Here is a 15,043-nt window from a genome sequence, read left to right as displayed (position 1 = left end):
CTAATCATATTCTTCTATTAAAAAGAATAAAAAGGGGTGTACAGTTAATTGACAAATGTTAAGGTTCGTTTACGGCCCATCGTTCATAACTTAAATTTACCAACTGTAATAAAAACAGCTATACTTCCAGGTGAATCGACCGAAAGGCTATTTATCGCAACTCAATTAGGAGAGGTTTTTTACATAGGAGACGGAGCTATAAAGACATTTTTAAATATTCGTCACCGAATTATTAAATTAGGCACATTTGAAGAAGGTGTTGCAAGTAGCGGTTATGATGAACGCGGATTGCTGGGATTAGCGTTTCATCCGCAATTAAATCATAATGGTTTATTTTATCTTCATTATTCAATGGTTGGGACTCAAGGACCAGGTGCACTTTCAGAACAATTTAAACCGAATCCGTGTGACCTGAAAACTTTAAACTTAAAGTGGATTAATAGAGATACTCAATATGATCATATTGATACAATTGAAGAATGGATTTTACAATCAAACGGTCAACCTCAAAAGCGACGAACATTACTGAATATAAAACGGCCATTTTTTAATCATAATGGAGTAAATAGCTTAAACTTTTCACCTGAGACTGGAAAACTGATTTTTACAAATGGAGATGGCGGTTCAGGCTATGATCCATTTAATTTAAGTCAGGATGATTTAGAAATAGCGGGTAAAATAATTGAAATCGATGTAAGTAAAAATACGTCCATAAACAATCCTCCAGTAGTTACACGCTTTAATGAACTACCTTTATCTATACAAGAAACACTTACGGTAATTGCAAAAGGCGTTCGTAATATAACAGGTATTTCATTTCAAAGATTTTATAATCAATATATCAAATATGCCGGAAATGTCGGACAGGATATTGTAGAATCTATTTTTTCTTTTGTTCAATATAAACCAATACCAGTTACCGAACTTGTTCAAAACCATTTAATGAGAGATGCTCCCAATCAATATGGATTTATTAATTTTGGTTGGAGAGGGTGGGAAGGAGAATTACCTACTTCTTTTATAAGGCACTGTTCTGAGAATCCTACTTTAGATGAGAGAACAATGGCTTATTATAATGAAACAATAGAAACATCCGCAAAGCGAACTCAACCTCTAATCAGTTATTTTCATAAAGATTCTAGACCAAATAAATTCGGAGGAACTTCACTTACAGGAGTCCAGCCATATATGGGAACTGCAATACCTAATTTAACGGGTAGTATCGTGTTTACTGAACTTGCTAAGAAAGAAAAATTTCAGTCTCCAGTAAAGGGTGCGTTAGCTTATTCTAGAGCTGGTATAGACGGGACACGTAATGATTTTCAAGTTATTGAAACTAATTATGATTTTGGTGAGCAAGCAGCTTATTTTATGAGTTTAGGAACAAACTTAGATCAAACTAGATTATATTTAGGAGTTTACGGTTCTATGAAAGTAACTGATTTTAACAAAGGTACTATTTTTGAAGTCGTTCCTTAATATGTTAAAAACTCTCAGATTCATTCTTAATACAATTATTATCTATTGTTTACTTGAAGAAGGTAACAAATAAACAAAAAGTGCATGAATAAAAATAGAAAGTGATAAATTATATATCTTTAGGGGGATTTTGATGAATCACTTTAGAAACTATTGGTATCAACCGATGATCGCGCATGATACGAATTTTGTTCATAAAAGAAAGATGACGCCAGCAAAGGGGTTAGTCATTACAGCGTTATTCGGTTCACTTGCTGCTATTTTTCAATCAGCGGGGAACTTAATCCCTGGTATTGGCTTATTTATTAGCCCTTTTGCTACGTTACCGATTTTTTTAGCTATTTGTTATTCTATTCGCGAGGGAATACTTTCTTATATTCTTACTATTCTCCTAATATTTATTATTGAGCCAAGTGAATTAATTGTCTTTCCTTTTACTACAGGTTTATTAGGTATAGCGTTAGGAGTATCCTTTATACAATTCAAGAGGAGGATTTTGGTGGTTTCCTTTTCAGCGATATGTTTACTTATAGGAATTATGATCGTTCTTGATGTCTTTCGATTTCCTGTATTAGGTCCTACTGTTCATACAACTATGGACATAAAAATTATTTTATCGATATTTATAATGAGCTTTCTATATTGTTGGTTATATGCAGGCCTTTGTAGAATAATGTTAAATAGAGTATATAAAGTATTGTCTTAATAATTTCATATATATTTTCAAAGATTGGAGATTTAAGTCGTGTATAACGTTGAAATAAGAAGGCCAAATTCGCATGATTTAGATGAACTTAATTTGTTTTTTCGTCTTGTTATTACTCATACATTTAAAAATGAAGGGTTATCAAAATTATTGGATGACATAGAAAATGAAATACATACGAAAAAGCAGTATTTGAAAAATGATTTGGAGAGTAAGGGAGAAAGTCGTTACTTTTTATTAGCAATTGATACAAGTTACGATAAAATCATAGGAACAATTGAAATCGGTCCAGCAAGTACATTGATTCATAGTTGTACAGGCGGTGTTCTTAAAGATTTATATGAAATAGGAACAGTATTTGTACTACCTGAATATCAACGAAAGGGCATAGGCAATGTATTACTAAATGCAATGTATATTACATTACTTAGCAGAGGAATAACAGAATACTGTTTAGATAGTGGATACAAAAAAGCGCAAAGTATATGGACAAAGAAGTTTGGAGAGCCTAGTTATGTACTGAAGGATTATTGGGGAGAATCAAGTGATCATATGATTTGGAAGATGAGTTTACATGATACTCCTATAATATTTGAATTATAAAATGAAATATGCCTCTGAACGTAGCTTTTCTTACATATGTATGCTATTATTTATCTTTATAATAAAAGAGGACGTGAATGAACTTGATTAAAATTAATATTCCTGAAGCTAATGTTTCAATTACTGAACGTAAACAAGTTTTTAAAGGAGACGAGCCAATAATCACTCCAATTAATGGTTTTATCGATTTCCACTTGTTCCCTAGAGATAAAGGCGGCATTTTTATGTTTTACAATATTAATGACGAACTTCTTTTCGTAGGTAAAGCTCGTAAAATTAGACAACGTATTAAGAAGCATTTTGAAGACAATGTTTCACCAATTAAAAATCACCGTGATGAAGTATACCGCATTGATGCATGTATCGTAGAAGATCCAACAGAAAGAGAAATTTACGAAACATACATTATTAATGAATATAAAGCAAAATATAACGTTGATAAAGTGTTCTATAAATAAGTAACAAAAAAACAATCCTAGCACATATACTAGGATTGTTTTTTTATTGTTTCATTCTTCATTTCTTTCTCCTTTTTTAAAATGATTAGCAGCAATTAAACAGAAAAGCCCTATAAATAAAATTATGATTCCAAGTGTTTTATGTTTCCCTTCAAAAAAAGGAATATCTGAAATAACATTTGTCATACATAACCCCACAAACACAAAGATTGGTCCTATCCAAAGTAATACATTGCCGAATTTCGTATGTTGCCACATAGTAACCCTCCTGATCTCTTTTTACATATATATCCATAAAATGAAAGTAAATTCATAGAGAAATATAGTTTTTTTCATATCGAAAATTTAACCTTCATATATTGGTACAAGCAAACGAGAAAGGGGACTATCATGAATTGGTTAGAAGCTTTTATTTTAGGAATCATACAAGGTTTAACAGAGTTTTTACCGATAAGTAGTACAGGTCATCTTTATTTAGGAAGGCATTTGTTTCAATTAGATGAAGCCGGATTGTTTTTAGATACGATGCTGCATATTGGGACTTTGCTTGCGGTGTTTATTTATTACAAAAAAGAATTTATATATTTAATTAAAAATCCATTTTCAAAACTAATGCTATTACTTATTGTCGGAACGATACCTGCAGTTGTAATTGGATTGTTATTTAAAGACTTTTTTGAGGATATTTCAAAAACAGGTATTACGATTGGTTGGGAGTTTTTAGTGACAGGTTTATTTCTATATATGGCCGATAAACAAAAAAATGGTCGTAAAAAAATGGATGACATTACATATAAAGATGCATTAATTATCGGTTCTTTTCAAGCAGCTGCTATTTTTCCCGCAATTTCTCGTTCTGGAATGACAATCGTCGCTGCATTATGGAGGAAGTTAGACCGTGAAACTGCTGCTTACTTTTCTTTCTTGTTATCTACTCCAGCCATTGTCGGAGCTATCATTTTGCAATTAGCAGATGTTTATCATGGGAAAGCAGAATCTATTTCCAGTACATCTTTAATTGTCGGAACGTTATCAGCAGCATTTTTCGGTTACATAGCTGTTTCATGGATGATTCAATACTTAAAACGTCACTCCTTAAAAGTATTCGCGTATTACGTATGGGGATTAGGCATTTTAATTTTAACGTTGCAATATACTAACGTGTTTTAATGTAGTAACTATTCGTTTAGATCCTGTTTCATTCATACAAGGCAGGGTCTTTTTTCATTAAGGAGGAAAATATGTTTAATAAGGCTATTGTGATTGGCGGAAGTATCGCAGGGAAACTCGCAGCAAAAGCATTATCAACTACTTTTAAAGAAGTAATCATTATAGAAGCTGGTGAAAGATGGGATGGAAAAGCTTCGAGAAAAAGAGTTCCGCAAAGTAGTCATCCCCATGTGTTATTAAAGGGTGGAGAAAAAGCAATTGAGGAATTGTTTCCTGCTATCACTAATGAACTAATTGAAGCAGGTAGTATCGTAAATAACTTTACTCGTGATATAAAATGGCATCAATTTGGTTTATGGAAACAGCAATTCATAGGAAAAGTACAAATGGTACAACAAAGTAGGTTTTTGCTTGAATGGCATATCCAAAAACGACTTGATGATGTTTCAAATGTTACCACTAAATATCGAACATTGGTTGAAGGGTTATTAGTAGATAGAAAACTCAACAAAGTATGTGGGGTAAAAGCTAAATGTTTAGAAACTAGCTCGCAGGAAGAAATCCAAGCAGATATTGTCGTTGATGCGAGTGGATTTGGTTCAAAAAGTATAGCGTGGTTACGCGAAAACAATATCGAAGTGCAAGAAGAGAAAGTGCGTATTGATTTATTTTACGCAACTAGAATGTTTAAACTCAAAGAAAATGAAAAATTAGACTGCTGTAATATACTAATGTCTCCAAGTTTCCCTGACAATCCGTACGGTGTTCTAATTCAAACGATTGAGGATCATCGTTATTTTGTTACTTTCAGCGGGTACGCAAATGAGAAAGCACCACAAACTGATGAAGAATTTTATAATTTTGCTGTAAACCTATCAATCTCTACTGTTACAGATTTTCTAAATAAAGCTGAGGCAATTTCAGATATCAAAACGTACAAAATTCCTTTTCAAGTACGGCGGCGATTTGATTTAGTGAATGATCTACCCGAAAGATTGTTAGTAGTTGGGGATGCACATTGTCGTTTTGATCCTGTTTTCGGGCAAGGTGTTTCAGTTGCTGCTATGGAAGCTCACCAATTGCAGTTACTTTTACATAGAAAACCAAAGCTTGATAAAGCATTTACACAGCATTTTTATAAAGAGACCGATCATATCATACAAACTCCTTGGGAAATGACTACAACGGAAATATCACGTCATCCTCAGCTAAAAAGAGAATTAACGATAAAGCAAAAATTCCAGCTATGGTATACGAAACAAATATATCAACTCTCTGCAACTGACTCTGACGTATATATTCGATTAGTAAGAGTGATGAATTTAATTCGTAGTCCATTGCACCTATTTCATCCAAAAGTACTACTTGCTGTGTTACTGAAGCGAAAGAAATAGAAGGAAAATAGTTGATTAAAAAAGAATATATAACAGTTAGTAGATATAGAAGGAGTAGTTGAGATGAAAATATACATAGAACAATTAATGAAACACGATGCTAAAGATTTATTTACGTTTGAACTTACGAATAAATCTTTTTTTGAAACAATGGTACCAAATCGTGGCTCGCAATATTTTGATTTTGAATATTTTCAAAAACTACTAGACGATTTATTAATAGAACAAGCAGATGGAGATTCTTATTTTTATTTAATTCGTAATGAAGAAAAAGAAATTGTAGGACGAATAAATTTAGTAGATATAGATACGGAATCCCGAAGCAGTTCGTTAGGGTATCGAGTCGGAGAAAAGTTTACTAAAAAAGGAGTTGCATCAGCAGCTGTAAAGTTAGTTTTAGATGTGGCGAAAAATAATGAAATTAATGAGGTGCATGCGAAAACAACTACTAATAATCTCGCATCACAAGTTGTACTAGAAAAAAATGGATTTTCTTCTTATCCAAACGAAGCAGATACAAATTCTGTAGAATTAAACGGGGCACATGTGAAGTTTGTACATTATATATGGAGAAATACTTCGCGCTTATAATAAGGGGGACTTATGCATGAATGATTTACGTTATCCAATTGGGCAATTTACATACAAACGTCCTATAACTGAAGAAATGATTGATACATGGATTCAAGAAATTGAAGATTTACCTAATGAACTAACAAAGGCAATTAAAGATTTAGATCAGAAGCAGTTAGACACTCCGTATCGAGTTGGTGGATGGACAGTTCGTCAAGTAGTCCATCACGTTGTTGATAGTCATATGAATAGCTACATACGTTTTAAATTAGCACTAACAGAAAAGAATCCAACGATTAAACCATATAAAGAAGAGAAGTGGGCAGAACTACCTGATTCTAAATTACCAGTAGATGTTTCACTAGTGATGTTAGAGTCTTTGCATAAAAGATGGGTGAACCTTTTATATTCTCTAGAACTGGAAGATTTAGAAAAGACATTTAACCATCCAGATACAGGTGAAACAAAACTTGCTGCCGCAATTGGACTATATGCATGGCACGGACGTCATCATACAGCTCATATAACTTCATTAAGAAATCGACTAAATTGGTAACATGGAAATTACATTAGAGAAGGCGATAGAAAATGATGCAGCAGTTTTATTCCAAATGCAAAAAGACTCATTTAACCCTTTATTAAATAAATATAAAGACTATAATACAAATCCAGCAAATGAATCTATTGAAAAAACTATTTTAAAGATAAATAATACTAGCAGTAACTTTTATAAGATGATAATAGATTCGAGCCTTGTTGGAGCGATATGTATATCTCAAAAAGAAATACCATTTAAATTTTGGATTAGTCCAATGTTCATTCATCCAAACTATCAAGGGAAAGGAATCGCTCAGAAGGTACTTATTTTAATTGAAGAGATGTTTCCAGAAGCACAGAGCTTTGAACTTGCTACAATTTTAGAAGAAGAAAGAAATTGTTTTCTATATGAAAAAATGGGTTATAAAAGAACAGAAGTAATAAAGAAATTAAATGATAAAACCACACTTATTTATTACAAAAAAGAAAGGTAAAGCATTTGAAACACGCTTTACCTTTTTCTGTTATTAGAGATTAAATATACAAAATTAATGCATGTTCTTCCAAAATACTCGGGTTAGTAATTTCAGAAATGAATAAACATACAAAAAGACGTTATTTTGTCGTATATGTTACTAACGCTTTTTGAATGCTTAAAACACTATCGTCACCTTTAAATTCTTTCGTAATTGGCGTACTCAAACTAGATACCCAAATCTTAAGCTCAGCATCTAAATCAAAATGTCCAGCTGTTTCAATGCTGAATTGTGTAATGCTTTTATAAGGAATAGAATGATACTCTGTTTTTTTACCAGATATCCCTTGTTTATCTACTAAAATAAGACGACGGTTTGTAAATACGATTAAATCACGAATTAATTTATAAGCATGCTCAACTTTCTCATCGTCTAGCATAATCTTTTCTAAATCACGTTCTACACTTTCTGTACTCGCATTTGATGCATTTCCTAAAATACCGCTAAATAAACCCATATGAAATTCCTCCTCCATTATTTATGGATAGTGTTACTTATATTGTACCATGCAATTTACTAAGAGGTTATGACATTACTTTAGTAGTTTCTGGTTATAGTTGCAATTCTTTTATATAACCTCATCTTAAAATCTTGTGCTAACATGTAAGTAAGAAAAAAGAAGCAGAGGGATATAGCATGAATAATATCGGTTTAGTGTTAGAGGGCGGAGGAATGAAAGGATTATATACTGCGGGCGTACTCGAATATTTTATGGAAAAGAACTTATATTTTCCTTATGTAGTTGGCGTATCCGCTGGAGCATGTATGGGAGCCACTTATTTATCACGCCAAAAAGGAAGAAATAAAAAAGTAAATACAGAGCTCGTGTCAGATCATCGTTATATATCTTATCGGAATTTGATTCGAAAACGTGAATTATTTGGAATGGATTTTTTATTTGATGAAGTGCCTAATAAAATTGTGCCATTTGATTTTCAAACATTCTTAAACTCAAATGAACAGTTTGTTATAGGAACGACGGATTGTAATTCAGGAAAAGCAGTGTATTACAATAAAATAGAACACGGAAATGATATTTTAAAAATCATTCGTGCATCAAGCTCTGTCCCATTTATAGCACCTGCTGTAGATTATGATAATCGAAAATTACTAGATGGAGGGATTATAGATCCTATACCGGTTTTAAAAGCACAAACGGATGGTTATCAAAAGAACGTTGTTATTATGACAAAGCCAGAAGGATATGAGAAACAGCGAAATAAACTATCTGGACTAGCTAAAATTTTATATAGAAAATATCCGAATATCGCAGAGTCTTTAGTAGAACATTATCGTTTTTATAATGAGACGATATCTTTTATGAATCATATAGAACAAAAAGACAACTTTTATGTCATTCAACCTAGCGTACAGCTTCCTATAAGCGGAATAGAAAGAAATAAAGAAAAACTTGTCAATCTATATAATCTTGGCTATACAGATGCCCAATATCATTATGAAAAATTATTAACTTGGATCGAGAAGTAAAGGGGTGGAAAATTGCTATTAGGTAAAAAGATTATTTTTAATGAATTACAGAAAATGCATAGTCCACTGCAAAAACCATTTCCGTATCGTGCTATAGGAAAATTGCAGCGAGATTTAAAAAGTAAATTTACCGAAGATGACTATATAAATGCTGATTTTAATCATTATTGGATGCATACAGCAGGCACTTTAAGTTCTGTACTAAATGGAAACGAACAGAACATTACGTATCAGCAAGTAAAGTGGCTAAGGAAATCGTTTTTTGAATGGTTTCCACAATATTGTTTTCTAGAAACAGAAATTGTGAAGTATCCCGTTTTGTATAGAGATTTCATGAATTATGAGAAGACCCGAAAACTATTATTATATTATCTTACTGAATAAAAATTAAAACGTACAAGTTATGCTGCTTGTGCGTTTTTTGTTCATAAAAAAGACAATATTTATACCTTGTTTCTATAGGGATTTTAATGTGCAGAAAGAAGTATTTATAGAATGAAGTAAAGGAGGGAGGAGAGGCGTTTAGCGATTGTTTTCCTTTAATGCATATTCCAACTCGAATATCGTTAGTTATTTATGTTAAAATATTTCGAGTAAAATTAAGTGCTTATTTTATCAATAATAAAACGAGAAGGGACAACATTAAAATGGAAAACATATCGAATATAGATAAATTGGAATCAATCAAATCTTTACAATCGACAATCCGTAAACTTGAAAACGCATTATCACAGATGACTGAAAAAGGTGTAAATACTACATTAGTAAAAAAACGACTTAAAGCAGTTTGCGTAGGTTTAGCAGTGCTAGAAAACGTTTGGAATCAAGAAAGTCTCCAGTATAGTCAAGAAGAGTTAGCAGAAGCTCGTAATGTCCTTGCTGGTTTACTTCCATCAATAGAGAGGGCCTATGATAAGTCTAAAGTTGGAAGTCCTCAAAGAACAATTTTGACAAGACGGATAAAAGCTTTAGAACTTTCTATTCAGGCAATTGATAAACTTTCTAATAAATAACTCATCTAAATACATAACATCCTAATCCTAAATTTTATAAAAGTAATCTAGTGAAAAGAAATACAAAGGAGGAAGATGGGTGACTTCAATAATTAGTCCTAAGTTAGAGGAGCTTAATAATCAATTAAAGAATGGAAACGAGCAAGCTTTTTATACTTTTTTACATGAAATAAAGTCGAATAATACGCCACTAATAGAACAATGTCCTCTAGATAGTCAGTATAGGCTTATAACGTATATTTGGTTAGGGGATCAAAAAACTGAAAACGTTTATGTATTCGGCAGTTTTCCTGGTTGGGATCTATCTGTAAATCAATTAAAACGATTGTTACAGACAGATATTTGGTATGCGACGTTTAGGACGGATAAGAGTTTTATTTCAACGTACTATTTTTCAGTAAACGATGTTTTCGAAAATGATTGGATAAAGCGTAGTAAACAGTACGAACTAGACCAATTTAATAGAAATACATTTGGAGAAGGTGCCAATAAAGCGTCTGTGTTAAACATAGGCATGGAAGTGCAGTATAGTAGTCGTTTTCCTTCAAACCATTATCCATCTGGCAGAATTGAAACATATTCTTTTCATAGTTCGATTTTAAATAACACACGTAAAATTCATATTTATACGCCTCATGATTATTCTCACACTTCACATCTTCAAGAAATTCTCATTGTATTTGAAGGAAATTCATTCATTAATAACCTTTCAATCGCAAGAACACTCAATTATTTAATTTACGAAAAAGTAATCCCATCTTGTATTGCTGTTGCAATAGATCCTGTTGATCGGCTAGAAGAGCTAACTTATAACGATAAAATGAATGCATTTTTAACAGAGGAATTACTTCCATGGATTCAGGCGAAGTATCGTGTGCATCAAGAAGCGAAACATACAACAATTGCTGGGTTCAGTCTTGGTGTCTTAGCAGCTTGTTATGCAGCGCTTCAAAATCCACACATTTTCGGGAACGTGTTGTCAATGTCCGGATCCGTTCATTGGAAAAAAGATGGTTATGAAAATAAAATTCCTTGGATTGAAAATAAAATTTCAACTATAGATTCAAATGCAACGCAACCTCATTTTTATATAACAGACGGAGAAATTGAAAACGAACCTCTTTTAACGGCTAATAGACGCCTATATAAAGCTTTAAAAGAAAATAGATACCAAATTACTTATGAAGAGTTCCAAGGCGGTCATGACGGCATTTGGTGGCGAGAGAAGTTATTTGACGGGTTGAAAGCTTTAAAACTTACCAAAAACACACTATAAAATAAAAAGGAGAGAGAATCTATGAATCAAGAAGAACTAGATAAAAAACTAAAAAAACAAGAGATATTAGTAAAAGATGAGAAAGTTTGGTCCTATACGTATGAGGATCATATTAGTTCTATCGTTAAAGAAGCAGAAAAGAAAGGGTCTTTTGACAATATGCCTGGTAAAGGGAAACCTCTAAATCTAGATAAAGACCTTTCGTACAATCCTGAAAAGCAACTTTATAGAACGTTAAAGAATAATCATGTTTTACCTAGGTGGATTGAGCTTTCAAAGGAAATTGATGATTTAAAAGAAAGGCTAAAAGAAAATACAAATACTGCAGAAGCAGCGGATTTCATTCGAACTATTAATAAAAAGGTTTTAGAACATAACTTACTTTGTCCACCAAGTGCGCAAAAAACGAGGGTGAAAACGGACTTTTAACAATTTTCAATGAAGCTATCTCATGCTATATAATTAAGCAAGGCATTTTTAATTCATTATTAAAGGGAGGCAAATGTGATGAAGAATACGTATCAACTTCAAATTCCGAAAGAACTAGAGCAGTATCGTAGTATTTTAGAAGAAAGTGTGAAACCGTATATTAAAGTGTCTGGAACATTAGCAGAGACAACGCTTTTTGAGAGTAAGTTTGGTGGTTATCCGTATTTACCTATAGATCAAGAGCACCCTAAAGATTCAAATGGACAACCTATGATGTTACTTGCACAGCTAAACTTTGAAGAAATGCCGCATGTTGAATATATGCCTCAACAGGGAATGTTACAATTTTTCGTAAGTGCTGATGATGAGCTTTACGGAGCAGATTTTGACCATCCAACAACCCAAAAAGACTTTCGAATTATTTATCATTCTACAATTATAGAAGATTTAAATAATGTTATTACTGATTTTAGTTATTTAAACACATTAGAATTAGAGAACTTTATCATACCCGAAGCAGCAAAATTAAAGTTTGAATTAGGTTATCAACCAGTAACACCAAGGGATTATCGATTTGAAAAGATGTTTAGCGAGGAAATTGATTGGGAAGAAATTGTTGATGAAGAAAATAATACAGAATTAGGCGAACTGTATGATGATTTATGTAAAGATCAAGGGCATAAAATTGGTGGTTATCCATTTTTCACACAGACAGATCCAAGAGAATGGGAAGAAAAATACCAACAACATGATATATTATTACTACAAATCGATACAGACGATTCATTAAATATTATGTGGGGAGATTCTGGTGTTGCTAATTTCTTTATAAAGAAAGACGATCTGTTAAATCTAGATTTTTCCAATGTTATTTATAATTGGGATTGTTATTAAAAATTTATAAATGAAATACTAGCAAGCTAAAAAATCTTCCTGAAGGTGAGGGAGATTTTTTTATGTTAAAAATGAACGTTATGTTAACTAGAATATAGAACAATGAATGTAATGAAAGTCAAGCGTAAAAAACATAAATAGCTACAAATAAAGTAAAGTTATCAAATGTGTGCAAATAGCAATAAATTCATTAAGTAAAACATAAAATAAAATTATTATTTTCTTTTATGTATAGAAATAATTTTTCTGTATAAAAATTATTTGCCGCTCAAAAATATTTTTGATTCGTTAAATCTAAAGCGATTATTGATTAAAATCTGCTGTGATGGATTTATAACAAAAAAACGATAAAAACTGTAGAAATTCGTTTAGATAAGATTTTATGTGAATCTCACTAAAAATCTCCGTTTCGTCTCATTAAGTATAGTTTACTTGGTTTTTGATACCTGATATCACTTTGTTTCTATAACTACCTATAATATATATTATGTTAACTGGATAAAAATAATAAACTTATTATATGTTAGTTGATTCTTGTTAGGTTCCCCTTTTCACGGGATTCATTCTGTGTGAGTGATTATGTAATTGTTGTAGTTTAATAAGTTGTTACTGATAATGTCTCTAGATATAAATGATATGTAAGACAATAAAAGATACAATTCGTTTAATGCATTCATTTTAAACGAATTGTATTGATATGATTACGAATAAGTTTTTAAAATTAGTTTGCTACAGCAATTGCTTCGATTTCAATTAATAAGTTATCATTAATTAACTTTCTAACTTCTACAGCCGAACTTGCTGGTGGATTTTTAGTATTTATGTATTGATCTCGTATATCTCTAACAATGGCCATTTGAGAAATATCTGTTAAGAAAAATGTTAATTTTACTACATCATTAAATTGTAATTCCGAAGTTTCTAATGCACTTTTAATATTTTCGAATACTGGCCGTGTTTGTATGGCTAAATTGCCAACGCCAACTATTTGCCCATCGGTATTGATTGCTACTTGTCCAGATATGTAAATTGTTCGTTTTGCGTTACTAATTTTGACTACATGTGAGTATCCGAAAGTTGGTGGCATTGTTTCTGGATTGATAAATTTCTTTTGCAAGATCCTTCTCTCCTTTAAATATCTTATTTTCTTTATATTAGATTTTAATTTAGATTATTATCTATTTACTAATAATCCTTCGCATATTTAGCTGCTGCATACGTGAAATTATATAAATAAGTCATTATTATTTAAATTTCGTTAAAATACGTTTGTATTAGATTTAATAGATTATGTATGGTTGATTTTTTTGAGTATTAGTTTTAATTACACCTTTTGTTATTAATTCTTCTGTTACTTTTGTATAGAAAAAATGATACCACCAGATAAAATACTCTTCATAAGTTATTTCATGTGAGTACCTACTGCTAACAAAGTATTCTTTTAAAGGTGTATCGTTTTCTTTAAATAATAAGACTAAATCTTCAATGATTGTATTTGCAATTTCGTTGAGAATTGGTAAGTCTTCTGTTTTAAACACTGGAATAACAGGTTTTGAATTTTGATAAAAACCTAATTTTTCGTATAGTACATCTAAACTATTGTCTACTTGTCTATCTGCTGCTACGAAATTCTTCACTAATTGCTTTTTCATATAATTAATATCAGTATTAGTATTTCGAAAATGTTCTTCAAATGTTTTGTTATTTGCTGTTATTAAATTTAATGTTGAATAGCGAGCATTTCCATAAAGACCAATTTGAAATTCTTCTAAATCTAAATACGTATTACCATACATCCCGAACGCCTCTATATCTGTTTGTTCTTGTTCTGGAATTGAATAATAGTATCTATTCTTATTTCTTAGAGGTCGTTCCTTTTTTAAATAGTTTTTCTCAATGTTATTTATTTGTCCAAAATCTAATAACACACCGCTATATAGTAATAGACTATACGATTCTTTAGATAAATGATTAAATGTCTCTATTTTTTTAGAAATAGCATCAATTTGATTTAAATAATGTTCAATGATTTTAAGTGTAGGTTTAATTAGAGGTTCACATAGGTTATACAGCTCTTTTCCTTCATTAGCTGTTATAACCATACATGTTGGATAATAACTCTCTCCTATCTGTTTCAACAAACCTTCTAGTTCTAATGCATATATATGTTTTTCGAATTCTTCGTTCGTCCAATTTAGTTTCGTTTTTATTGTCTTTGACTCAATGTCAAGATGAAGCATTACAAGTAAGAATTGAAGCTTTGTTCCACTTATTTTTAAAGTTGGATAATTGTCACCTGACGAAATCATTTTTGACTCATAAGATGTTTGAAGTATATTCTCTGAAATATAATTGGCGAACATTATAAAGCCCCTCCTTTTTTAGTAAATTAATTGTAAAATCTGTGTATGTACTATGTTCCATAAATAAAAATAAGAATCCTTTAATAATTTCAACTAAAAAACCTTAGTATGGCTATGTTAATGC

The 15,043-nt window shown here is 31.4% G+C and carries 18 protein-coding genes and 1 pseudogene; 15 read left to right on the top strand and 4 right to left on the bottom strand.

Features of this window, described 5'->3' with window-relative positions; translation table 11 throughout:
- Positions 1 to 48: 48 nt before the first annotated feature.
- The 4 genes from MR113_RS00725 to MR113_RS00710 all read left to right on the top strand — a co-directional run bounded on the left by MR113_RS00725 (position 49) and on the right by MR113_RS00710 (position 3,246).
- Positions 49 to 1,479 (top strand): PQQ-dependent sugar dehydrogenase, encoded by a 1,431-nt coding sequence (locus MR113_RS00725; protein WP_242250609.1) that lies wholly within the window; start codon positions 49 to 51, stop codon positions 1,477 to 1,479.
- Between the two features lie 133 nt (positions 1,480 to 1,612).
- Complete coding sequence (locus MR113_RS00720) at positions 1,613 to 2,185, top strand: hypothetical protein (protein WP_242250608.1); 573 nt, start codon at positions 1,613 to 1,615, stop codon at positions 2,183 to 2,185.
- A gap of 39 nt (positions 2,186 to 2,224) precedes the next feature.
- Complete coding sequence (locus MR113_RS00715; protein WP_242250607.1) at positions 2,225 to 2,788, top strand: GNAT family N-acetyltransferase; 564 nt, start codon at positions 2,225 to 2,227, stop codon at positions 2,786 to 2,788.
- Positions 2,789 to 2,865: 77 nt separating this feature from the next.
- Positions 2,866 to 3,246 carry a nucleotide excision repair endonuclease gene (locus MR113_RS00710; RefSeq protein WP_061679041.1) on the top strand — a complete coding sequence of 127 codons (381 nt, stop codon included), beginning with the start codon at positions 2,866 to 2,868 and terminating at the stop codon, positions 3,244 to 3,246.
- Positions 3,247 to 3,297: 51 nt separating this feature from the next.
- Here the strand turns inward: MR113_RS00710 and MR113_RS00705 are convergent, their stop codons facing one another.
- Positions 3,298 to 3,504, bottom strand: coding sequence for a hypothetical protein (locus MR113_RS00705; protein ID WP_063263425.1), 207 nt, complete (start codon positions 3,502 to 3,504; stop codon positions 3,298 to 3,300).
- Positions 3,505 to 3,636: 132 nt separating this feature from the next.
- Between MR113_RS00705 and MR113_RS00700 the strand changes: the two genes are divergently transcribed.
- The 5 genes and pseudogenes from MR113_RS00700 to MR113_RS00680 form a co-directional block, all read left to right on the top strand.
- A complete protein-coding gene (locus tag MR113_RS00700; protein WP_097817990.1) occupies positions 3,637 to 4,416 on the top strand; it encodes an undecaprenyl-diphosphate phosphatase in 780 nt (259 codons plus the stop codon).
- 71 nt (positions 4,417 to 4,487) lie between these two features.
- The gene (locus MR113_RS00695) at positions 4,488 to 5,810 is read left to right on the top strand and encodes an FAD-dependent oxidoreductase (RefSeq protein ID WP_242250606.1); all 1,323 of its coding nucleotides are present in this window, start codon (positions 4,488 to 4,490) and stop codon (positions 5,808 to 5,810) included.
- A 63-nt stretch (positions 5,811 to 5,873) separates the two neighbouring features.
- The gene (locus MR113_RS00690) at positions 5,874 to 6,401 is read left to right on the top strand and encodes a GNAT family N-acetyltransferase (RefSeq protein WP_242250605.1); all 528 of its coding nucleotides are present in this window, start codon (positions 5,874 to 5,876) and stop codon (positions 6,399 to 6,401) included.
- Positions 6,402 to 6,417: 16 nt separating this feature from the next.
- Entirely contained in the window at positions 6,418 to 6,939 is a 522-nt protein-coding gene (locus tag MR113_RS00685; protein ID WP_151582856.1) for a YfiT family bacillithiol transferase, read from the top strand.
- 1 nt (position 6,940) lies between these two features.
- Positions 6,941 to 7,414: pseudogene (locus tag MR113_RS00680) on the top strand (GNAT family N-acetyltransferase); the annotation flags it as partial.
- Between the two features lie 121 nt (positions 7,415 to 7,535).
- Here the strand turns inward: MR113_RS00680 and MR113_RS00675 are convergent.
- Complete coding sequence (locus MR113_RS00675) at positions 7,536 to 7,913, bottom strand: PH domain-containing protein (RefSeq protein ID WP_000522465.1); 378 nt, start codon at positions 7,911 to 7,913, stop codon at positions 7,536 to 7,538.
- A 179-nt stretch (positions 7,914 to 8,092) separates the two neighbouring features.
- On the opposite strand from MR113_RS00675, the gene MR113_RS00670 reads away from it, so the two are divergent.
- From MR113_RS00670 to MR113_RS00645, 6 genes are all read left to right on the top strand, one after another.
- Entirely contained in the window at positions 8,093 to 8,944 is an 852-nt protein-coding gene (locus tag MR113_RS00670) for a patatin-like phospholipase family protein (protein ID WP_242250604.1), read from the top strand.
- Between the two features lie 12 nt (positions 8,945 to 8,956).
- On the top strand, positions 8,957 to 9,328 hold the full coding sequence (locus tag MR113_RS00665) for a YxiJ-like family protein (RefSeq protein WP_098597391.1): 372 nt from the start codon (positions 8,957 to 8,959) through the stop codon (positions 9,326 to 9,328).
- 263 nt (positions 9,329 to 9,591) lie between these two features.
- Positions 9,592 to 9,957 carry a hypothetical protein gene (locus tag MR113_RS00660; protein WP_242250603.1) on the top strand — a complete coding sequence of 122 codons (366 nt, stop codon included), beginning with the start codon at positions 9,592 to 9,594 and terminating at the stop codon, positions 9,955 to 9,957.
- 79 nt (positions 9,958 to 10,036) lie between these two features.
- On the top strand, positions 10,037 to 11,233 hold the full coding sequence (locus MR113_RS00655) for an alpha/beta hydrolase (RefSeq protein ID WP_242250602.1): 1,197 nt from the start codon (positions 10,037 to 10,039) through the stop codon (positions 11,231 to 11,233).
- 21 nt (positions 11,234 to 11,254) lie between these two features.
- Entirely contained in the window at positions 11,255 to 11,662 is a 408-nt protein-coding gene (locus tag MR113_RS00650) for a DnaJ family domain-containing protein (protein ID WP_242250601.1), read from the top strand.
- A gap of 78 nt (positions 11,663 to 11,740) precedes the next feature.
- Positions 11,741 to 12,556 carry a YwqG family protein gene (locus tag MR113_RS00645; RefSeq protein WP_098870449.1) on the top strand — a complete coding sequence of 272 codons (816 nt, stop codon included), beginning with the start codon at positions 11,741 to 11,743 and terminating at the stop codon, positions 12,554 to 12,556.
- 721 nt (positions 12,557 to 13,277) lie between these two features.
- On the opposite strand, the gene MR113_RS00640 is transcribed toward MR113_RS00645, so the two are convergent.
- Positions 13,278 to 13,673, bottom strand: a complete 396-nt coding sequence (locus MR113_RS00640) for a RidA family protein (RefSeq protein WP_242250600.1) — start codon at positions 13,671 to 13,673, stop codon at positions 13,278 to 13,280.
- A 163-nt stretch (positions 13,674 to 13,836) separates the two neighbouring features.
- On the bottom strand, positions 13,837 to 14,919 hold the full coding sequence (locus tag MR113_RS00635; RefSeq protein ID WP_242250599.1) for a hypothetical protein: 1,083 nt from the start codon (positions 14,917 to 14,919) through the stop codon (positions 13,837 to 13,839).
- Positions 14,920 to 15,043 lie beyond the last annotated feature (124 nt).

It is taken from the genome of Bacillus cereus group sp. BfR-BA-01379, from assembly GCF_022663605.1.
GTDB classification, from domain to species: domain Bacteria; phylum Bacillota; class Bacilli; order Bacillales; family Bacillaceae_G; genus Bacillus_A; species Bacillus_A mobilis.
The sequence above is the reverse complement of the archived record's forward strand: the minus strand, read 5'-3'. Positions and strand labels throughout refer to the sequence as shown.